At 68.5% G+C, this 21372-nt stretch carries 19 protein-coding genes; 13 read left to right on the forward strand and 6 right to left on the reverse strand.

What is annotated here, in order from left to right:
* Positions 1-5: 5 nt before the first annotated feature.
* A complete protein-coding gene (locus tag Q9K23_RS05525) occupies positions 6-1565 on the forward strand; it encodes a long-chain fatty acid--CoA ligase (protein WP_020791059.1) in 1560 nt (519 codons plus the stop codon).
* Positions 1558-2313, forward strand: a complete 756-nt coding sequence (locus tag Q9K23_RS05530; RefSeq protein WP_020791063.1) for a glucose 1-dehydrogenase — start codon at positions 1558-1560, stop codon at positions 2311-2313. The genes Q9K23_RS05525 and Q9K23_RS05530 overlap by 8 nt, the downstream gene beginning before the upstream one ends.
* On the opposite strand, the gene Q9K23_RS05535 is transcribed toward Q9K23_RS05530, so the two are convergent.
* The gene (locus Q9K23_RS05535) at positions 2274-3545 is read right to left on the reverse strand and encodes a benzoate/H(+) symporter BenE family transporter (protein ID WP_152972799.1); all 1272 of its coding nucleotides are present in this window, start codon (positions 3543-3545) and stop codon (positions 2274-2276) included. The two genes, Q9K23_RS05530 and Q9K23_RS05535, sit on opposite strands and share 40 nt — an antisense overlap.
* A gap of 896 nt (positions 3546-4441) precedes the next feature.
* Between Q9K23_RS05535 and Q9K23_RS05540 the strand changes: the two genes are divergently transcribed.
* The 5 genes from Q9K23_RS05540 to Q9K23_RS05560 all read left to right on the forward strand — a co-directional run bounded on the left by Q9K23_RS05540 (position 4442) and on the right by Q9K23_RS05560 (position 9632).
* On the forward strand, positions 4442-6295 hold the full coding sequence (locus Q9K23_RS05540; RefSeq protein ID WP_305950419.1) for a DUF222 domain-containing protein: 1854 nt from the start codon (positions 4442-4444) through the stop codon (positions 6293-6295).
* 169 nt (positions 6296-6464) lie between these two features.
* A complete protein-coding gene (locus Q9K23_RS05545) occupies positions 6465-7244 on the forward strand; it encodes an MBL fold metallo-hydrolase (RefSeq protein WP_053778410.1) in 780 nt (259 codons plus the stop codon).
* 101 nt (positions 7245-7345) lie between these two features.
* Positions 7346-8320 carry a pirin family protein gene (locus Q9K23_RS05550; RefSeq protein ID WP_053778411.1) on the forward strand — a complete coding sequence of 325 codons (975 nt, stop codon included), beginning with the start codon at positions 7346-7348 and terminating at the stop codon, positions 8318-8320.
* 29 nt (positions 8321-8349) lie between these two features.
* The gene (locus Q9K23_RS05555; protein ID WP_261978076.1) at positions 8350-8844 is read left to right on the forward strand and encodes a MarR family transcriptional regulator; all 495 of its coding nucleotides are present in this window, start codon (positions 8350-8352) and stop codon (positions 8842-8844) included.
* On the forward strand, positions 8841-9632 hold the full coding sequence (locus Q9K23_RS05560; RefSeq protein WP_020790921.1) for a pirin family protein: 792 nt from the start codon (positions 8841-8843) through the stop codon (positions 9630-9632). The genes Q9K23_RS05555 and Q9K23_RS05560 overlap by 4 nt, the downstream gene beginning before the upstream one ends.
* Positions 9633-9659: 27 nt before the next feature.
* On the opposite strand, the gene Q9K23_RS05565 is transcribed toward Q9K23_RS05560, so the two are convergent.
* Entirely contained in the window at positions 9660-10619 is a 960-nt protein-coding gene (locus tag Q9K23_RS05565; protein WP_020790923.1) for a cation diffusion facilitator family transporter, read from the reverse strand.
* A gap of 105 nt (positions 10620-10724) precedes the next feature.
* On the opposite strand from Q9K23_RS05565, the gene Q9K23_RS05570 reads away from it, so the two are divergent.
* The 4 genes from Q9K23_RS05570 (at position 10725) to Q9K23_RS05585 (ending at position 14231) form a co-directional block, all read left to right on the forward strand.
* Positions 10725-11648 (forward strand): ABC transporter ATP-binding protein, encoded by a 924-nt coding sequence (locus tag Q9K23_RS05570; protein ID WP_053778412.1) that lies wholly within the window; start codon positions 10725-10727, stop codon positions 11646-11648.
* A gap of 68 nt (positions 11649-11716) precedes the next feature.
* Complete coding sequence (locus tag Q9K23_RS05575; protein ID WP_053778413.1) at positions 11717-12475, forward strand: ABC transporter permease; 759 nt, start codon at positions 11717-11719, stop codon at positions 12473-12475.
* A gap of 17 nt (positions 12476-12492) precedes the next feature.
* The gene (locus tag Q9K23_RS05580; RefSeq protein WP_053778414.1) at positions 12493-13620 is read left to right on the forward strand and encodes a sensor histidine kinase; all 1128 of its coding nucleotides are present in this window, start codon (positions 12493-12495) and stop codon (positions 13618-13620) included.
* Entirely contained in the window at positions 13617-14231 is a 615-nt protein-coding gene (locus Q9K23_RS05585; RefSeq protein ID WP_053778415.1) for a response regulator transcription factor, read from the forward strand. Before Q9K23_RS05580 ends, Q9K23_RS05585 begins: the two co-directional genes overlap by 4 nt.
* A 67-nt stretch (positions 14232-14298) precedes the next feature.
* Here the strand turns inward: Q9K23_RS05585 and Q9K23_RS05590 are convergent, their stop codons facing one another.
* The gene (locus Q9K23_RS05590; protein WP_020791151.1) at positions 14299-14799 is read right to left on the reverse strand and encodes a DinB family protein; all 501 of its coding nucleotides are present in this window, start codon (positions 14797-14799) and stop codon (positions 14299-14301) included.
* Positions 14800-14867: 68 nt separating this feature from the next.
* Between Q9K23_RS05590 and Q9K23_RS05595 the strand changes: the two genes are divergently transcribed.
* On the forward strand, positions 14868-16334 hold the full coding sequence (locus Q9K23_RS05595) for an LLM class flavin-dependent oxidoreductase (protein WP_053778416.1): 1467 nt from the start codon (positions 14868-14870) through the stop codon (positions 16332-16334).
* Positions 16335-16359: 25 nt separating this feature from the next.
* Positions 16360-17781 carry a YibE/F family protein gene (locus tag Q9K23_RS05600; protein ID WP_053778417.1) on the forward strand — a complete coding sequence of 474 codons (1422 nt, stop codon included), beginning with the start codon at positions 16360-16362 and terminating at the stop codon, positions 17779-17781.
* Here Q9K23_RS05600 and Q9K23_RS05605 read toward each other — a convergent pair.
* From Q9K23_RS05605 to Q9K23_RS05615, 3 genes are all read right to left on the reverse strand, one after another.
* On the reverse strand, positions 17773-18642 hold the full coding sequence (locus Q9K23_RS05605) for a hypothetical protein (RefSeq protein ID WP_261978077.1): 870 nt from the start codon (positions 18640-18642) through the stop codon (positions 17773-17775). The genes Q9K23_RS05600 and Q9K23_RS05605 overlap by 9 nt on opposite strands.
* A 164-nt stretch (positions 18643-18806) precedes the next feature.
* Positions 18807-19658, reverse strand: a complete 852-nt coding sequence (locus tag Q9K23_RS05610; protein ID WP_053778447.1) for a hypothetical protein — start codon at positions 19656-19658, stop codon at positions 18807-18809.
* A gap of 62 nt (positions 19659-19720) precedes the next feature.
* On the reverse strand, positions 19721-21301 hold the full coding sequence (locus Q9K23_RS05615; protein WP_053778418.1) for a serine/threonine-protein kinase: 1581 nt from the start codon (positions 21299-21301) through the stop codon (positions 19721-19723).
* Positions 21302-21372 lie beyond the last annotated feature (71 nt).

Genomic DNA, 21372 nt, shown 5'->3' on the forward strand with positions numbered 1-21372 from the left:
CGGCGATGCGACTGTCCGACTATCTCGACAAGGGTGTATCGCTCGGCCGGGATGCGCCGTGCCTGACCGCGGGCACCCGAACACGCACCTACGGTGAGGTCTGTGACCAGACCGTGAGCATCGCGGCCGCACTGCAGCACAACGGAATCCAGACCGGAGACCGGGTCGCGGTGCTGTCGGCGAACGATCCGCTCGCCCTCACCTGCGTCTTCGCGATCGCCCGGGCCGGGGCGGTGTGGTGTCCGGTGAACCCCCGCAACGAGGCCGACGAGAACCGGCAGCTGTTCGACCTGTTCGGCTGCCGATTTCTGTTCTTCCAGAGCGCTTTCGCCGGTCTCGTCGCCCGCATCCGCGATCGGCTGCCCCGTCTGGAGTGGCTGGTGTGCCTCGACGACGACACCGGCGACGACATCGACGGGGCGGTGCCGTTCGACCGCTGGCTCACCGAGCATCCGGGAGAACTCGACTCGCAGCGTCATCCCGACGGCGGTCTGTGCATGCTCGCCGGCACCGGCGGGACGACGGGAAAACCCAAGGGCGTGCGGCTCACCGAGGACAACCTGATGACGTCGACGGCGCTGGCGTTGATGTCGTATCCGTTCGGTCGACGACCCCGCTACCTGGCGATGGCACCGCTCACCCATTCGGCGGGTGTCCTCACCTTCCCGATCCTGAGCCTGGGCGGCGAGGTGGTGATCATGCCCGCACCGGACCTCACCGAATTCCTCACCCTGGTGCAGGAGCACGGCATCACCCACGCCTTCCTCCCGCCGACCGCGATCTACGGTCTCCTCGACACCCCGACCCTCGATCACACCGATCTCTCGTCACTGCAATGCCTGTGGTACGGCGCGGCACCGATGTCACCGACCCGGCTCGAGGAGGCCCTGACCCGGATCGGCCCGGTACTCGGACAGCTCTTCGGCCAGACCGAGGCACCCAACATGATCGCCACGATGGCACCCGCCGACCACTTCCGCCCGGACGGCTCGATCGCCACCGAACGGCTCCGCTCCGCGGGACGGCCCACCCCGCTCACCACCGAGGCCATCATGGACGAGGCGGGACGGCTGCTCGGGCACGGCGAGCCCGGCGAGATCGTGGTCCGCGGACCGCTGGTGATGGACGGATATCACGAGAATCCCACGGCCACAGCCGAGGTGAGCCAGTTCGGGTGGCATCACACCGGCGACATCGGCTACCTCGACGACGACGGATTCCTGTTCGTCGTCGACCGCGCCAAGGACATGATCATCACCGGCGGGTTCAACGTCTACTCCGCCGAGGTCGAGCAGGCACTGTTCACCCACCCGGCGGTCAAAGAGAGTGCGGTGGTGGGCCTGCCCGACGCCAAGTGGGGTGAACGGGTCACCGCAGCAGTACAACTACGTCCCGACCAGACGGTGACCCCGGAGGAGCTGATCGCCTTCGTCAAAGAACGAATCGGCAGTGTGAAGACCCCCAAACAGATCGAGATCTGGCCCGACCTGCCCCGTTCCAAGGTCGGCAAGATCCTCAAGAACGAGATCCGAGACACCCTGCAGCAAGGAGAGAACAATGAGTGAACTGTCCGGCAAGCGCGTGTTCGTCACCGGTTCCGGCGCCGGGATCGGCAAAGCCATCGCGGCGCTGTTCATCGAACGCGGCGCATCGGTCGTGGTGAGCGACCGCGACGAGGCGGCCGCAGCATCGGCCGCCACCGAGATCGGCGCCGCCGGTGTCGCCAACTGCGATGTCACCGACGAGTCGGCGGTACAGGAGGCGATCAGCGCTGCCGTCGCGATCCTCGGCGGTCTCGACGTCCTGGTCAACAATGCCGGTATCGAGATCTCGTCGCCGCTGTTGCAGCAGTCCACCGACTCCTTCGATCACATCTACGCGGTCAATGTGCGTGGTCCGTTCGTGGCGATGAAGGCCGCGATCGGCCATCTCGTCGAGTCCAAGGGCAATGTCGTCAACATCGCCTCGGTCGCCGGGGTCGGCGGCAGCCCACTACTCGGATCATATTGTGCGACAAAGGCTGCGCTCATCCAGCTCACCAGGGTGGCCGCAGTCGAGATGCGTCCGGCCGGGGTACGGGTGAACGCGGTGTGCCCGGGATTCGCCGACACCAGCATGGTGGAGCGACTCGTTCCCGACTTCGAGGCCGCGACCCAGGTGCCGTTCGGTGATCTCGTCGCCGCCAAGCAGGGGCGCCTCGGGACACCTCAGGACATCGCCGAGGTCTGCGCCTTCCTGGCCTCCGATCGTGCATCCTGGATCACCGGCAGCCACTACATCCTCGACGGCGGGCTCACCGCTTCGCTGGTCTGACCCCCACCACGCGGCGTCGCCGTCGACGGTGACGGTGACGGCGAGACGCTGCGGTCGGCCGCCGCCCTCCCGAAGTCGTCGCGTTCGACCAGCCACGAGACCAGGACCCCGGCGATCAGACCCCAGAACGCCGAACCGATGTTGAGAATCGTCAGGTCTGACACCGACACCAGAAAGGTGACCAGTGCACCCATCGTGAACCGGGAGCCGAACGCCCCGCGGAAAGCGCTCTGCAGTGCCCCGAGCAGGGCGAGTCCGCCGACCGTGGCGATGAACGCCGCCGGCATCGCCTGCATCAGCTCGACGAACACCGGCGCGAACAGGCCAACCACGATCGCCAGCACGCCGAAGGTCAATGCCGCGATGTAGTGCCGTTCGCGGCGGCCGTCCGACACCAGCAACGCATTGGTGGGGCCGGTCAGGCACGTCGAGATGGCCCCGACCGTCGCGGCGGCCGCCGACCACACCCCGCAGGCGATGGTGACGGCGTTGACCGGCACACGATGCCCCGAGGCGCGCAGCACCGCCACGCCCTGCCCGTTCTGCACCACGATCACCGTGATGGCCAGCGGGAGCACCAGTTCCAGTGCGGCCCGCACCGTGAACTCCGGCACGGTGAACACGGGGACCGCCAGCGGCGACGACGGCTTCGGTCCGGGGTGGAACGACCCGGTCGCGGCAACGGCGATGCCGCCCACCACGAACGCCCCGATGATCGGTGGCATCCACCGACTCACCGTGCCGTGGAACTGCAAGCCGAAGAAGGCGATCACGATGGGTGCGGCCACCCACGGGTCGGCACCGACGGCGGCGACGATGTCCAGGCCGAAGTGCAGGAAGACGCCGGCGACCATGCCCATCACGATCGGCATCGGCAACGCCGACATCGCTTGTCGCACACGGCCGGTCAATCCGACGAGAAGGATCAGCAGACCGGTCAGCAAGAAGGCGCCGACCACCTCGGCCCAGGACAGGTGCTGCAACGACGCGCCGACCAGCACCGTGCCCGGAATGGTCCACGCGAAACCCAGCGGCGCCCGGTACACCCAGCTGGCGATCAGCGTCAGGATGCCGTTGAGCACGAACACCCCGAAGATCCACGACGACAGCTGTGCGGCGGTCAGATGTCCGGCGGCACCGGCCGCCAGGATGACCGCGACCGGACCCGACGCCGCGAAGATCAGGCCGATCACACCGTTGACCACGTAGGTGCCGCCGATGTCCCGGAGCATCTCCCTGGGGCGCGGGGGCCGCAGGGTCGGCCGTTCGACGATTCCCGCGATCGGTCGTGGTTCGTGAACGACGGCGGCCTCGTTCTCGGCGTCGTTCTCCGAGAAGGGTGCGGACATCCTTGTGCTCTCCTCGTCCGTCGTTGTGCCGTCCTCCTCGTGGGGCTGCTGTCTGTGATGCTAGCCACGGATTCATCACGAACAAGGACATGATTTCTGTCGAATGATCGGCGAGGTTTATCAACCGATGTCCCGTCGGCGTTTCCCTCGAACGCACCTGATCACCGCGCAGCACGAATCCGGACTCCCCTCTCGCCGAATCCCGACATCTCGCCCACAGCCCCCGTTCGCAACTCTCGCTCTCTGTTCCCACTCCCGAAACTAGGGGAAGGTTGTCCTTCCCCTAGGTTCGCAACCTTCCCCCAGTTGAAACCCGGGGAAGGTGACGAAAGTAGGGAAAGTTCACCTTCCCCTACTTTCGGGAAACGTCGATGACGCGGCGCCCCGCCACCCCGGGCCCAACTCCCGACTCCCGGCCCGCGTCCCGGCTCCCGGCCCGCGTCCCGAATCTAGGGGAAGGTTGTCCTTCCCCTAGATTCGCAACCTTCCCCCAGTTGAAACCCGGGGAAAGTGACGAAAGTAGGGGAAAGCTCACCTTCCCCTACTTTCGGGAAACGACGACGACGCGGCCGGCCGCCAGAACGAATCAAGCAACAACGGCCAACCGGAATACCGGCCGACAGGAACTGCCAGGAACTCCCGGCAACGGAAAGTACCGGCCTCCCCAGCCACCGAATACATCGGCCACAGAGTTTGTCGGTGGCCTCGTGTACCGTGATCTGTAATCGAACAACAGTTCTTTACCGCAGGTCGCAGGCACTCCGGGGGGAGGTGATCAGATGACGAACACACCCACGACATCACTGTCGTTCACCGATTCCCGCTGGCCGCAATTGCCACACGACAATGCCGATCTATTGGGTGGGGTCGACCCGAAAACACCCGAACAGTCCTCCACCAACGACCTACTGATCGGGTTACGCGAGATCGATCGAGGACGATCGTTTCTGGCCTGGTCGACCTACCGGTCGGTGATGGAACTCATCGGCCGCCATGTCGATGCCGACCGCGGTGTGGCCGGGGCACCATCGGGGTTCGTCGATCTGGCCAAGAAGATCTCGCGTGTGCGTGGCATCACCCAACGCGCCGCCGAACTCCTCATGGACGAATCCATCGCCGTTCTCCACCACCTGCCTCATGTGGCGGAAGTGTTGCGGGACGGTTGGATCACTCCCGAGTTGATGAAGGTGGTGGTGTCGCGGACCGCGCTGGTACACGGCCGTGAATCGGCACCCAAGGTCGACGCCGAGATCGCCGAGTTGATCCGCCGACGCCGACGACTGTGGTCGAAGAAAACCATCACCGACATGGCCGACCGGGTCGTGTTCCGCCACGACCGTGACGCCGTGCGTGAAGCCCGGGAACGATGCCTGGACAAACGTGGTGTGTGGACCTCGTTCAGCACTGACGGGACCGGGGAGATCGCCGGCACCATGGCCGCCGACCGGGTCGAACTGTGCAGTCTCGTGATCGGTGCCCTCGCGAACACGGTGTGCCCACATGATGGGCGATCCTCGCAGAACCGGAAATCCGACGCCATGTTCGCACTCCTGTCGGGGACCCAGTTCGAGTGTGAATGCGGGCGGGAGGACTGCCCGGCCGAGATCCCCGAGGCCGGGTCGATCCCGAAGGTGCAGTACGTGATCCACCTGTTGGCCAACGAGGCCACCGTCGCCGACCTCGACACCGTCACCGGCCGACCCCAACCCCGACCCGCACCTGCCACACCCGAACCTGATCCGGAAGTACACAGCGACAACAGTTCTGAGACTCCGCTCGATCTCGGCGCCCCTGCGACCGGTGCCACCGAGCGTGACGCGGCAGCCGAGGCGGTCGAGTCGGTCGAGGCGGAACCGGCCGGTATCGACACGCCCGCGAATCCGGTTGTCACACCGGATGTTGCGTCCACTGGTTCCTCGGATCTACCCGCCGGTGCGGCACCGGGGTATCTGTTCGGCAAGGGTGTGATCGCCCCGGAATTCGTGCGGGACCTCGCCTCCCACCCGAATGCCCGGTTCACGCGGCTCGTCCCCCGGGGTGTGCGGCCCGAGGATGTGGTGTTGCCGCCGACTCTGCCTTCGGATCCGTACCGGCCGTCCGCCGCCCTCGACGAGTACGTGCGTCTGTCCTATGCCACGTGTGCTGATGTGGCGTGTACTCGAAGCTCCTTCGATGCCGATCTCGATCATGTCACCGAATACGACCACCACAATCCGGCGGCGGGTGGGCAGACCACCCCGATCGGGTTGAATCCGAAGTGCCGGTTCGATCATCTCCACAAAACCCATTCCGAGTGGGTCGATGATCAACACCGTGACCCCCACACAAGTCGGTTGATCATCGAATACACCACCCCGGAAGGGTTGATCCTGCCCGGACCGGCGGAAACCATGGAAGATTTCTTCCCCGGCCTACGCCGCTACCGGTTCGACGACCCACCACAAGCCCCACCCACCCCACCAGGACCGCCAGGCCCGCCGGGTGCGTATCTGAAACCGGATGGGGAACGAATCCTGGACCGGGAATCCACACTGGCCCGCAAACATCGCCGTCGACGACTCGAGCGGCAACGCAACCGTGCCCGCAACCAGACTCCCGCCACCCAGACGGACTCGCCCGACCCGCCCTTCTGAGGGCGTTGACACGCTCGCCGAAACCCCTCGGCGTGATCCCGGGCATCGAACATGGTTCGCTACCGTGGTCGCATGTCAGCAACCGCGTCGCGTGAGGCCTACTTCGAGGCCGGTCTCGCCAAGTCGGTGCTGGCACTGCTGGACGACGCCGAGGCAGCGCACAGGTAGCGTGTCGACGTCCGGCGGCAAGGTGGCCTGCTCATATCCGGTGAGGAGATACATCGACCAGCTCGCGTACCTCGGTGTCGGGGAACGGCACACCATCGACGGCTTCGACCTCACCGGCGGCCCGTACCCGCATCAGGCCCGCCTGCTGCGGCGCGCCGGTGCACCCGACCTCGCCGACGCCGTCGACGCGCTGGACCTCGAGGACTTCGAGCGGGACCAGCCGTTCGGCCCGCCGACCCACTGGATCTCCGATGCGGAGACCTTCGACCTGGGCGCACAGACGCTGCACACCCACCGGACCCCGGGACACACCCGCGGGCACACCGTCTTCGAGCTGCCGGAGTCCGGACTGCTGTTCACCGGCGACCACCTGCTGCCCCGGATCACACCGTCCCTCGGCTTCGAACACACCCCCGAGGACTCGCCCGAGACCTCCTATCTCGGCTCGCTCACACAGTTCGCCGACCGCACCGGGCTGCGCATGCTGCCCGCGCACGGCGACGCCTCGTATCCGGCCGACGTCCGTGCCCGAGAACTGCTCGACCACCACGACCGTCGCCTCGGCGAGATCCGACAGCTGGCGGCCGACGGCCACCGCGACGCCGCCTCGATCGCCGCGGCGATGACCTGGACCCGCCACGAACGACACCTGACCGAGCTCGGGACGGTCCACGCGACGACCGCGATCCTCGAGGTCCGGGCCCACCTCGAACACCCGGTCCGAGTCGGCTCACTGGTGCGCGACGGCGACCGACCGGAGTCGTGTCAGGTGGCGGAATAACCTCCGGCGGTCCCCGGTTGGAGTCCATATAGCTCAAATTTGAGTGATATACATCGACCGAGGACGGCCCGACCGGGACCGCCCAGACCGAGGAGGCCCCCATGCCCGCCGTCACCGCCGACGCCACCACCCTGCCCCGGCTGACACCGGCGCCCCTGGAGGCCACCGAACGCACCGTCCGCTCGGTCACCCGAGGCCCACGCGGCTACGAGGGCGAGGGATTCCCCGTGGTCCGCGCCTTCGCCGGGGTCTCCTCGGCCGCCCTCGACCCGTTCATCCACATGGACCAGATGGGTGAGGTCGACTACGAGCCGGGCGAGCCGCGCGGTACCGACTGGCACCCGCACCGCGGGTTCGAGACGGTCACCTACATCATCGACGGCCGCTTCCAGCACCAGGATTCCGCCGGTGGCGGCGGCATGATCGAGAACGGTGCCACCCAGTGGATGACCGCGGGCGCGGGCATCCTGCACATCGAGACGCCGCCGGCCGAACTGGTCGAATCGGGCGGGCTGTTCCACGGAATCCAGCTGTGGGTGAACCTGCCCGCCGCCGACAAGTTCCTCACACCGCGGTACCAGAACCTGGAGGGCGGGCAGGTCGCGCTCGTCGGCTCGCCCGACGGCGGCGCACTGATCCGGATCATCGCCGGTGAGCTCGACGGCCACGCCGGCCCCGGCGCCACCCACACCCCGATCACCGTCGCCCATGCGACGATCGCGCCGGGTGCATCGGTGTCGGTGCCGTGGCGCGAGGACTTCAACGCGCTGGTCTACGTCCTGTCCGGGCGCGGCACCGTCGGCGCCGACGCCCGTCCGATCGAATCCGGCGAGCTCGCGGTGCTCGGCGCCGGGGAACGACTGACCGTGGGTGCCCGCACCGGCGCCGACGGCAATCACCCCGACCTGGAGGTACTGCTGCTGGGTGGCCGGCCGATCCGGGAACCGGTCGCCCAGTACGGTCCGTTCGTGATGAACACCCGACAGCAGCTCGTGGAGGCCATCGAGGACTTCCAGGCCGGACGGCTGGGCACCGTCCCGGCCGATGCGATCATGCCGCACACCCGCACCCGGTGACCGGCACGGACCCGGTGGGCACGGACCCGGTGGGCGCAGACCCGGTGGGCACGGACTCGGTGGGCACGGCATGGCGGCTGTTCATCGAGACCAGCACCCGGATCCACACCCGGCTCGACGAGGATCTCCGCAAGCACTGCCGGATGTCGTTGTCGGACTATCACATCCTGCTGATCCTGCACGAATGCCCCGACGGCCGGACACGTATGCGGGACCTGTCCCGGCGGATGGTGTTCTCCACCTCGCGGCTCTCCTACCAGATCGACGTCATGGTCAAGAAGGGCTGGTTGCGCCGCGAGAGTGCCGCCGAGGACCGCCGGGGCAGCTATGCGGTGCTCACCGCCGACGGCCGCGCCACCTTCGCCGCGGCCGCCCGCGACCACGGCGCGGTGGTCGACCGCCTGTTCTCCGCCGCGGTGGACACCGACGACGCCGCGGCCCTGACCCGCGTGATGCGCACAATCACCACCCATCTGGACCATCTCGACGAGGACGGTCCCGACACCTCCGGGGAGAGACGATGACCACCCCGTCGACGCCCACGGCCGGCACACCCGGTGCCGCCGGCATCCGGGTGATCCGGTCCGACGAGCGACACCGTTGGGACGACGCCTGGCTCACCTCACGCCAATCGTTCCCGGCCACCGGCAATTTCGACCTGCGCGGCAACGCACACGGTCTGCTGATGGTGAGCAACGACGACGTCGTCGACCCGGCCGAGGGCTTCGACACCCATGAGCACGTGGACGTCGAGATCGTCACGTGGGTGGTCGAGGGTGCACTGGCCCATCGTGATTCACGTGGCAACGCCGGTGTTCTCACCCCCGGGGTGGTCCAGCGGATGACGGCGGGCACCGGGATCACCCACTCCGAGCGCAATGGGTCGTCACGGGCCGACGCGCACCGCCTCCGAGTGGTGCAGATGTGGCTGGCCACCGAATACGCCGGGCACGAGCCGGGTTACGCCGAACGCGACGTGACCGATCGGCTGGCCACCGGCGAGCTGTTCCCGGTGGTGTCCGGACTGGCCCGCCATCGCGGCACCGACGCACTCGACATCGCCAACTCCCATGTCGCACTGCACGCCGCACGGCCGGTGGCCGGGACAACGCTGACCTTGCCCGCGGCACGATTCGGACATCTCTACGTGGTGCGCGGCAGCGTCGAGCTTTCCGGTGGCGCCGGAGTTGCCGGTGGCTCTGTGCTGTCCGAGGGCGATGCCGCACGCACCACCGATCAGGGCGAGTTGCGCCTCACCGCGACCACCGACGCCGAGATCCTGTTCTGGGAGATGGAACGCGGATTCGCCTGATCCGGCGGCACCCGATGCCCCCAGAACTCAGGGCACCAGTGAGGGCTCGTCGGCGGTGGACAGCGTCAGCACCGCCTCGACGATCGCGTCGGCATCCTCCAGTTGCGCCTCGATCCGCCGCAGCAGTACGGCGACGTCGGATTCGCGGAGATCGCCACGCACGTCGACCGCCGCGACGACATAGAACTGCGTGGGGCCGACATACTCGGCATGCAGATAGGTCACGCGATCGATGTCGGGGTGGTCGAGCAGGCGGCGCAACAGGATCGACCGGGTCTCCGGCATCGCGCGCTGACCGAGCAGGAACTCGCTGTTGCGCCGGATCAGGAAGATGGCGATCACACCGAGAAGCAGTCCGACGAGAATCGATCCGATGGCGTCGTACACCGGTTTGCCGGTGATCTGGTGCAGTGCCATGCCGACCGCGGCGATCGCCAGCCCGACGAGCGCCGCCGCATCCTCGAAGAACACCGCGCGCAGCGTCGAGTCCGAGGTCCGGCTGATGAACCGCAGCGGGTGGATCGACAGTCGCCGGCTTCCGGCGTTCGCCTGGCGCACCGACTGCATGAACGAGATCCCCTCCAGCACAGCCGAGACCGCGAGCACGATGTAGCCGACGAGATAGTCGGCCTCCTCCTCGGGCGCGGTCAGCGAGGTGATGCCGTGCATCACCGACACCGCCGCACCCACCGCGAACAGGCCGAAGGCCGCGAACATCGACCAGATGTAGGTCTCGCGGCCGTGACCGAAGGGATGCGCGCGGTCACGGCCGAGCGCACCACGGCGTTCGGCGACGAGCAGGAACACCTCGTTGCCGGCGTCGGCCCACGAGTGCACCGCCTCGGCCACCATCGATGCCGAACCGGTGATCACCGCAGCCACCGATTTGGCCACCGCCACAAGGATGTTCATGGCGAAGGCCAGTACCACCGTCAACGACGACGCGGAACCGGTGTCGGGCTGCTTCTTCTCTTCGTCCGCAGGCACCCGGCGATCGTCTCACAGGTGCCGCGACGTGCATGACATACGTCATGGCCGATCGATGACATCTGCTCTGGGTACGCCGGCCACCCCGCCGACAGGATGAGAACCATGAACATCGCACCTGCCATCCGAGCGCACAACGTACTCAAGACGTTCCGGGACACCGACGGAAGCCGGGACACCGGCGGGAACCGGGTCACCGCCGTCGACCACCTGGATCTCACGATCGCGCCCGGCGAGGTCGTCGCCTTCCTCGGCCCCAACGGGGCGGGCAAGACCACCACGATCGACATGATGCTCGGTCTGAGCCGACCCGATTCCGGCGAGATGACCGTGTTCGGCATGCCGCCCCGCCAGGCCGCCCGCGCCGGCCGGATCGCCTCGGTGCTCCAGAGCGGCGGTCTGCTCCCGGATTACACCGTCGCCGAGACCGTCCGGATCATCGCCTCCCTGCACGGCCGCACCGCCGAGGTCGATGCGGTGATGGACCGCGCCGACATCGCACATCTGGCGAACCGGCGCGTGTCCCGGTGCTCCGGCGGCGAGCAGCAGCGGCTCAAGTTCGCGCTCGCCACCCTCCCCGATCCCGACCTGATCATCCTGGACGAGCCGACCGCCGGGATGGACGTCGAATCACGGCGGGCGTTCTGGGCCGCCATGCGCGCCGACGCCCGCAACGGTCGCACCGTCGTGTTCGCCACCCACTACCTCGACGAGGCCGACGACTTCGCCGACCGCATCGTGATGCTCGCCCACGGACGGATCGTCGCCGACGGGTCGACCGCCCAGATCCGCAACGTGGCCTCCCGGCGGGTGGTCTCGGCGATCGTCGACGAGGACGGCCTCGGCACCCTCGGGCGCACGATCTCCGACCTCGAGGTCGTCGACCGACGCGGCGGGCGCGTCTACCTCTCGTCGGCCGACTCCGACGCCCTGGCCCGCACCCTGCTCACCGCCACCTGCGCCCGCGAGATCGAGGTCGCGACCCGCAACCTCGAGGACGCCTTCGTCGCGCTCACCTCGGCCGCCTGATCTCCCCCGCCGCCTGATCTTCCCCGGCAACCTCGACTGCCCGGGTCCCACCGAAAGGACACCCTCCGATGAGTACCACCGTCCTCGCCACCACCCATCTCCGTCTCGACCTCACCCGGGTCCTGCGCAACCGCCGGGCCCTGGTCTTCACCGTGGCGATGCCCGCCCTGCTGTACCTGGTGTTCGGCGCCACCCAGGACGGCACCGAACGTGTCGGCTCCGGCAATGTCGCCTTCTACGTGCTGGTCGGGATGGCCGTCTACGGCGCGATCCTGGCGGCATCGACCAACGCCGCGTCGGTGGCCATCGAACAGCAGGCGGGCTGGACGCGCACCCTGATGATGACCCCGCTGCGACCGGTCGGATATGTCACGACCAAGGTCGGTGTCGCCCTGGCGATGGGCGCCATGCCGATGGCCGTCCTCGCCGTGGTCGGCGCACTCACCGGTGCCGACGCCCCGATCGGGGTCTGGATCGCCTGCCTGGGCCTCGGCTGGCTGGGGTCGTCGGTGTTCGCCGCCTTCGGCCTCGCCGTCGGCAGCCTGCTCCGCTCGGACGGTGCGATGCAGGTGATGGGTGGCGTCCTGGCGCTGCTCGCCTTCGCCGGCAACGTCTTCGTCCCGCTCAAGGGCGCACTGCTCACCGTCTCGCAGTTCACCCCGATGTTCGGCGTGGTCACGCTCGCCCGCTATCCCCTCGACCACGGGGTCACCATCTACGGCACCGCCATCCCGCTGTGGGTCGCCATCGCCAATCTGGTCGTCTGGGCCGCGGTCTTCACCGGCGGCGCGGCATACTTCTACAGTCGAGGCACCGACCGTCAGTGAGGACCACACCGCTTCCGATGAGCCGCACACCCGCTTCATGGTGGACGCCCTGGCGCAACCCGCGCTGGGCGTTCATCGCGCTCTGGTCACTGTTCCTGGCCTACCCGCTGGCCGCCACCATCACCTCTGATGCCCCGGCCGCCGCCAAGATCACCACCTACGTGCTGCTCGGCGCCTTCGCCGGGGTGTACCTGTTCGCGTCGGTGTACGTCCTGTCCGGCCGTCCCGGCGGCAACCCGTGGGGCATCGCGGTTTTCGCGGTCCTCGTCGCGCTCGTACTCGGGCTGATGCCGCTGATCGGGCAGGATGCCTTCGGCGCCGCGCCGTTCCTGATGGTCGTGGCCGCACTCACCTTCCCGATGATCTGGGCGCTGACCGTCATGGCCGCGGTGCTGATCGCATCCATCGCGATCCCCGAACTCGCCGGGTGGGGAGCCGATGTGAGCGTGGTGGTGATCCTGGCGACCGTCGGGCTGACGCTGCTCGGGGTGCGGGTGGCAACCGCCCGGGAGACCGAACGCGAACTCGCCGAACAACGTCGACGTGACCTCGACGCGCAGTTGGCCGTGGTGGCCGAGCGCGAACGGGTGGCTCGCGACGTCCACGACATCCTCGGGCATTCCCTGACCGTCATCACCATCAAGTCCGAACTCGCCGGGCGGCTGGTGGACCTGGACCCGGCCCGCGCGAAGACCGAGATCACCGAGGTCAACCAACTCGCCCGGCAGGCCCTGGCCGAGGTCCGGTCCACCGTCGGCCGTCTGCGCACGCCGGAACTGCCCGATGTGATCGCCGGTGCCGAGAGTGCCCTGCGCGCGGCCGGGATCGAGGCCTGCCTGCCCGATCCGCATCGCCACACCGACCACGGCACCCTGTTCGCCTGGGTCCTGCGCGAAGCCGTCACCAATGTGGTGCGCCACTCCGGTGCCACCCGCTGCGAGGTCACCCTCGACGACGACTCGATCACGGTGCACGACAACGGCACCGGCATGGATCCGGCCTTCCTCGGCAACGGTCTGCGCGGACTGACCGAGCGGGTCGAGGCCGCCGGCGGAACCCTGCGCATCGACTCGGGCGCCGACGGCACCACCCTCGTCGCACAGATCAGACCCCGCACACCGATCAGATCGGACGACGCCCGATGACCGACACCATCCGGCTGCTGCTCGCCGACGACCAGGCCCTGGTCCGCGGGGCCCTGGCCGCGCTGCTCGACCTCGAGCCCGATCTCGAGGTGGTGGCACAGGTGGGACGCGGTGACGAAGTGGTCTCGGCCGCACGCGAATCCGGCACCCAGGTGTGCCTGCTCGACATCGAGATGCCCGGCGTCGACGGGATCGAGGCCGCCGCCGCACTGCACCGCGAGCTGCCCGGAGTGCGGTCGCTGATCGTCACCACCTTCGGCCGGCCCGGTTACCTGCGGCGCGCGATCGCGGCCGGCGCATCGGGTTTCGTGGTCAAGGACACCCCGGCCGGCGAGCTCGCCGACGCGGTGCGGCGCGTGCACGCCGGGCTGCGGGTGATCGATCCGACGCTGGCCACCGAGAGCCTCACCAGCGGCGACAACCCGCTCACCCCACGGGAATCGGAGGTCTTGCGGGCGGCGCTGTCGGGGGCGACGGTGGCCGCGATCGCCGCGCAGGTGCACCTGTCGGCGGGCACGGTCCGCAATCACCTGTCGTCGGCGATCGGCAAGACCAGCGCCTCCACCCGCGCCGAGGCCGCACTGATCGCCCGCGAACGCGGGTGGATCTGACCGGTACCGCGGCGTCGACGGGCCTGGACGAGCCCAGTGGTGCAGTCCCCTCGGAGTTGTGGTCCCCTCAGAGTTGCAGTCCGCGCAGGTATGCCGCCTGCCCGATGTGCTGGGCGTCGTCGTCGACGATGCTGACCAGCCGCACCCCGAGCGTGACCGGCGGATCCCAGCGGGTGTCGACGATCCGGTCGAGATCGGCGTCGGAGAGCCGTGCGAGGTAGTCGAGGGTGGCCGCATGCGTCTCGTCGTGGTAGCCGAGCAGCAGGTCGGGCGGGCCGACCACGCGGATCACGTCGTCGGGATGGTGGCCGTAGCCGGTGGCGTCGGCGGCGAACGGCAGGGCGAATCGCTCATACCAACCACCGGTCCGCCACACCTGTTCGGTGCCGGCGACGTCGGCGACCTGGGCATCCTGTACCCGCGTCACATGCCACACCAGCCACGCGATGGTGTTGGCGCCCGGCGCCGGCTGCCAGACCAGGCGTTCCTCGTCGATGCCGTCGAGGACGGCGTGGACATTCTCCTGCACCCGACTCAGGCCGTCGGCGAGCACGTCGATGCTTCGCATGCCTACTTCCCTACGCCTTTATCTCGCCCCGCGCAGAAGTCTGGTCGATCCCGTGCCGACCGCCGAGGATGGGCCGGGTGTCCCAGTCCTCCCCCGCTGCACCCGCCCGCCGTCCGATCCGCTTCAACGCCTTCGACATGAACTGTGTCGCCCACCAGTCGCCGGGTCTGTGGCGTCATCCCGCGGACCGCTCATGGGACTACAACACGCTCGACTACTGGGTGGATCTGGCGAAGCTGCTGGAGACCGGCGGATTCGACGGGCTGTTCATCGCCGACGTCCTCGGCACCTATGACGTGTACGGCGGGACCGACGAGGCGGCCATCCGGCAGGGTGCACAGATCCCGGTCAACGATCCGCTGCTGCTGGTGTCGGCGATGGCCCACGCCACCGAGCATCTCGGCTTCGGTATCACCACCGGCACCGGATTCGAGCATCCGTATCCGTTCGCCCGGCGCCTGTCGACGCTCGATCACCTCACCAAGGGGCGGATCGGCTGGAATGTCGTCACCGGCTACCTGCCCTCGGCGGCACGCAACATGGGCAGCGACGACCAGCTCGAACACGACAGCCGCTACGACCACGCCGACGAATACCTGACGGTGCTCTACAAGTTGTGGGAGGGCTCCTGGGAGCGGGATGCGGTGCGCCGTGACCGGGCGGCCGGGATCTTCGCCGATCCCGAGAAGGTGCACCACATCGGGCATCACGGACAGCATTTCACCGTCCCCGGCATCCATCTGTCGGAGCCGTCACCGCAGGGCTCGCCGGTGATCTACCAGGCCGGCGCCTCGCCGCGCGGACGACGCTTCGCCGCCGCCAACGCCGAGGCGATCTTCGTCGGCGCACCCACCAAAGCCATTCTGCGCGATACGGTCTCCAAGATCCGCGAGGAGCTCGTCACCGCCGGACGCGATCCCTGCGATGCGCGCATCTACACGCTGCTGACGATCATCACCGACGAGACCTCCGCGGCCGCCCGCGCCAAGGCCGCCGAGTACCAGCGCTACGCCAGCGAGGAGGGTTCGCTGGTGTTCATGTCCGGGTGGATGGGTCTGGACCTGTCGACCTACGACATCGACGAGCCGATCGGCAACGTCGAGAGCAATGCGATCCAGTCCGCGGTCGCCGCCTTCCAGCAGGCCGCCGAGTCCGGTGAGGAATGGCGGGTCCGCGACATCGCGTCCTGGGGCGGGATCGGCGGTATGGGCCCGGTGCTGATCGGTTCGGGCGACGAGGTCGCCGAGGCGCTGCAGGGTTGGGTCGACGAGACCGACGTGGACGGGTTCAACCTCGCCTATGCGGTGACGCCCGGATCGTTCGCCGATGTCATCACCCATGTGGTGCCCGCGCTGGAACGACGCGGCGTCTACGACCGCGCGTACACCCCGGGCACTTTGCGCCACAAGCTGTTCGGCCGCGGCGATCTGTTGCCGCAGAACCATCGGGGTGCGACCTTCCGGCCCGGCGGCACCGGATCGACCATCGACGACTCGGTGCGCGATCGGGCTCGCACCGCGGTGCTCACCTCCTGACCGCCACTCCGCATAGGGTGGCGGGGTGAGCAACCCCGGCACCGGACACGGCCCCGAGCATTCCCACGGCCATTCGCATTCGCTGTCGCAGATCGCCGTGGATCTGCCCCCACTGGCCCGGCGGATCGTCATCGCGACCCTGACGATCGCCGGGCTCGCGGTGATCGTCGGCGCGGTGCTGCTGTGGCCGTCGGGCGGCGATCACCCGATCCCCGCCCAGTTCCGCGGTGCCGACGGCGGGGCCATCCACGCCGTCGACGGCGAGGTCGTCGCGCAGACGCGCGCGGAATGCCTGAACCAGATGGTCGGCACCGTGCAGGACACCGCCGACATCCCGATCTCCGGCGCCGGGTCGGGGCCGTGCATCGAGAGCACGGTGCGGATCACCTCCGGTGAGCACGAGGGCAAGTACACGTTGCTCGAGATCCCGACCAACCAGGCCCAGTCGGGTAGCGGCCCGGACTCGTCGGCGCAGACCCTCGGCGCACCCGACGACCCGCAGGCCGGCCAGCCCACCCTGCATGTGGGCGACAGCATCCGGCTGAGCACCAGCCCGGGTCCCGACGGTGCACCCCGCTATGCATTCTTCGACTTCGGCCGGTCCACATCCACTCTCGTGTGGGCGATCCTGTTCGCCGCGGCGGTCGTCCTCGTCGCCGCATGGCGCGGTCTGCGCTCCCTCATCGGTCTGGTCTTCGCCTTCGTCGTCCTCGCCGTGTTCACCCTGCCGGCCATCCTGGACGGCAAGTCCCCGGTGGCCGTCGCCGTGGTGAGTTCGGCGGCCATCCTGTTCGTCGTGCTGTATCTCGCCCACGGGATCAGCCTGCGTACCAGCTCGGCCCTGCTCGGCACGCTCAGTTCGCTGCTGGCCGCCGGGCTGCTGAGCTGGCTGGCGATCGAGACGATGCATCTGACCGGACTCTCCGGCGACCAGACCACGAGCCTGCAGGTGTATCAGGGCAACATCTCCGTCGGCGGTCTCCTGCTCGCCGGATTCATCATCGGCACCCTGGGCGTGCTCAACGACGTCACCATCACGCAGGCGTCGGCGGCGTTCGAACTCGCCGCCGCCGGGGAACCGACCCGTCTGGCGACGTTCCGGGCGGCGATGCGCGTCGGTCGCGACCACATCGCCAGCACCGTCTACACCCTGGTCTTCGCCTACGCGGGCAGCGCACTCCCGCTGCTGTTGCTGTTCTCGGTGGCCCAGCAGCCGCTCGGCGCACTGCTCACCAGTGACACCGTCGCCGTGGAGCTGGCGCGGTCCTTCGTCGGCGGCATCGCGATCTGTCTGTCGGTCCCGCTGACCACCGCCATCGCCGCGGCCCTCGCACGCCCGTCAGGCACCCGCGCCGAAGTGGAACAGATCCGACCGGAGCCACAGCCGAAGCCGCGGCCCCAGCCGCGTACCGGCCGTCATTCGATGCCGGACACCGGCTCACAGTGAGCAGCGGCCGACCGGCACCTTGGTGATGTTGCGGCCCAGCCAGTCGCCCACCCGGGTCAGCATCGCGGCGCCGTCGGAGAAGCTGTTGCTCTTGGGGACGGCGGCCAGCGACACCGCGAACTGCCCGCGGCCGGTGGTGATCACACCGATCTGACGGACGAAGAAGGCCGACGACAGGCCCGTCCCGGGCCCCCAGCCGCCCTTGACCGCCGAACCCGTCACCGTCCGGCTGGTCCGGGCGAGATCGGCGACGCCCCACCGCTGATTGGGACCCACCGATCCCATCAGGTCGAGCACCCGCGTCGAACCGGGCATACACGGCAGATGTGCACCGAATCGCGCCTGATCGGCCAGCGACCACATGCTGTATCCGGGGAACGACGACGGCGTGTCGAGCTCCGAACTGACATGGGTGCGCACGTCATGGCCCTCGCGCAGGACCGCGGCGACCGCATCCACCGACTGCCGGGTGGTGCCCAGCGCCGCCCACAGATCCTCGGCCGCATCGTTGTCGGAGAAGGTGATCGCCTTGACCTCACGCGAGACCACCGCGGACCCGAGACGCCGTTCGGCGGCCAGCGACACCGGCACCTTCAACGTCGACCATGCACGTCCGGTCGACACCTTGCCGAGGGTGATCGCCGAGTCCGAACCCACCGGCACGATCGCGATACCGACCGTTCCCGGATAGGTCTTCGCCAGCGACTTCTGGAACGGCTCGAACGACTTCGCGAGCGCCTTCTGCGGAGGCTCCGGCGGCGTGAGCCAGGTACGCAGGGGTTCGGGAAGGGGCGGGAGCGCCGGCCCGGCCGACGCCAACGCGGACGGTGTGACACCCACGACCACGAGAGCGAGTACCACCGCCACGATCAGCCGTTTCACATTGGTCACACACGCCTCCTAGGTCACATTCGTACCAGGAGAACCTTAGGTGGGCGTCCGCGGCGACCGCGAACCGAGAGCGGTTCGGCCATGCAACCGAGACCCGGTTGTGTACGAGTCGTGATCGAGTGCCCGGAATGCCGTTATCGGCAACCCCCGCGAGGCAGTGCGGTGATGTTCTGGTTCAGCCAGTTGGCCATCGCGTTGAGTGCGGCGATCCCACCGGACATCGATCCGCCCACCGCGCTCATCGCCACCGCGCTTCGCGCACCGTTGCGGTAGGTGATCAGACCGATCTGGCGAACCAGGTAGGCACCGTCGACGCCCGGACCCCATCCACCCTTGACCGCCGTCGACTTGGGCAGACGCATGATCTCCACGCCCCACTGCTGGTTTCCGGCGACCTGCCCCATCAGCGACACCACATGCTCGGTTCCGGGCATACAGGGCAGATGACCGGTGAACGTCGCAGCATCCGGCAACGACCACACGGTCTGGCCGAAGACGGTGAACCCGGCCCGCAACTGCTGCGACGGCACGGTGACGTCCGGATTGCCGCCCTCGCGCAACACCGCGGTCACCGCGGCCGAGGCCTCCTCGGCGGTCCCGAGCGACGCCCACAGCTCCTCGGCGGAAGCATTGTCGGAGTTGATGATCGCATTGGTCTCGGCGTCCGACCGACCGTTCTCGCGCTCCGCGGCCACCGCCAGGGGCACCTTGATCGTCGACCAGGCCACCCCCGGGTCGCGATCACCGAACACCATGGTGGCCTTCGAATCCTCGCCGACCGGGGCCACCGCGACCCCGACCCGCAGGCCGGTCCCGGATGCGACCTTCTGGAAGCTCGCCGCCAATGCTGGATTCGCTGCCGACGACGGACTCGACGACGATGCCGAGGATGCCGACGGCGCGGAACTCGACGGTGTCGCATACACCGTCACCGTCGACGTCGGGCCAGACTCGGAATCACCGCTCGCACAACCGGACAACACCATCGCCGCCACGATCGTCGTCACCCCGGCAGCCCAGAACCTCCGCACGTGTCCCTCTCCCCTTCTCACGGCAGCACGTAGACGACGGCGTTGTTGCCACCCCGACACGTCACTGCCGAACCCTCAGGCGTACATGCCATCTGATAGGGCATCCCGGTGACCGGGCTGAACGCCTGGACCGTACGGGCCTGACCATAGGTGCCGGAGCCCCGGTAGGCGTCGCGAACCGCCTGCGCGAACGGACAACTCGTCACCGTGGTCCCGATCGCCGAGGTCGCGTCACAGGGCACCGCGTCGGCCGGGAACACCGGCGTGACCGTCTCCGTGGTCTGCTCGGTGACCGGGGGCGCGTGGGTCACCGTCGTGGTCGACGTGCCCGCGGTGTCGTCGCCGGAGCTGTTGCTGAACAACCAATATGCGCCGACGGCCACCAGTCCGAGCACCGCCACCGCGATCACACCGATCAGGACATAGGCCACCGATCGGTCGCGCTCGGGCGGCGGCTGGTATCCCGGGGCCGGGTAGGCCGCGGCACCGTACGCCGCGGGCGCTCCCGGATACTGCTGGGGACCCGAGTAGTTCTGGGGGCCCGAGTAGTTCTGGGGACCCGAATACTGTTGCGGACCCGAATAGTTCTGGGGCCCCGGCTCGCCGACCGGCCGCAGTTGCGTGGCGCGGGCGGCCTCCTCGCCGGATGGCGAGCCGATCACCGTCGGCGGTGCCGGCGGATGGGCACCGTCGGACTTCACCAGGTCGATCCGCCCGGGGCGCCCGGGCGTCACCGTGGTCGGCGCAGCGGGCCCCGCGGCCGGATCGGCCTCGCCGCGCAACGCCGCGCGGGCCGCGGCGGCCAGCTCGGTGGCGGTGCCGTAGCGCCGGGCGGGGTCGGGGTCGAGTCCTCGGGCGATCACCGAATCCATCGCCGACGGCACCGCCGTGTTGACCGCACTCGGCGCCGGCGGCGGCGACATCACCGCGGCCTTGATCGCGGAAGTGATCGTGTCGGCCGGATGCGGCACCCGCCCGGTGAGGCATTCGAACAGCACACACGCCAGGGCGTAGATGTCGCTCGACGTGCTCACCGGGACCGCATCGAACAATTCCGGTGCCATGTACGCGATCGAGCCGATCGCCGAGCCGGCCTGGGTGAGATGGGTGTCGTCGGCACCGTGCGCGATACCGAAGTCGACCAGATAGGCGAAGTCGTTCTGCCCGATCAGGATGTTCTCGGGCTTGATGTCGCGGTGCACCAACCCGTCTGCGTGCGCGGCGTCGAGCGCCGAGGCCACCTGCTCGACGATCGCCACCGCCCGTTCGGCTTCCAGCGGGCGCTCGCGACGCAGCAACGCGCGGAGATCCTCACCGTCGACGAGCCGCATGTCGATGAACAGCACACCCTCGATCTCGCCCCAGTCGTGGATCGGGATGACGTGGGGTTCGCCGAGCCGGGCGGCCGCATGCGACTCGCGTTTGAAGCGTTCCTGATACGTGGCATCGCCGGCCAGCCCCGGGTTGAGGAGCTTGACCGCGACCACCCGGTCCTTGACCGTGTCGTAGGCGCGATAGACCTCGCCCATCCCGCCGCGACCCAGCAACTCGTCCAGGCGGTAAGGCCCGAATTGTGTGTTCACCCGGCTTCCCGACATGGTGGGAGCATAACCGGCGCATCGGACGTCACCCGCCGCGATGTCGCCGTCCGGTCGTCCGGGGAAACGAC

Source organism: Gordonia sp. NB41Y (assembly GCF_030718915.1).
Lineage (GTDB): Bacteria > Actinomycetota > Actinomycetes > Mycobacteriales > Mycobacteriaceae > Gordonia > Gordonia desulfuricans.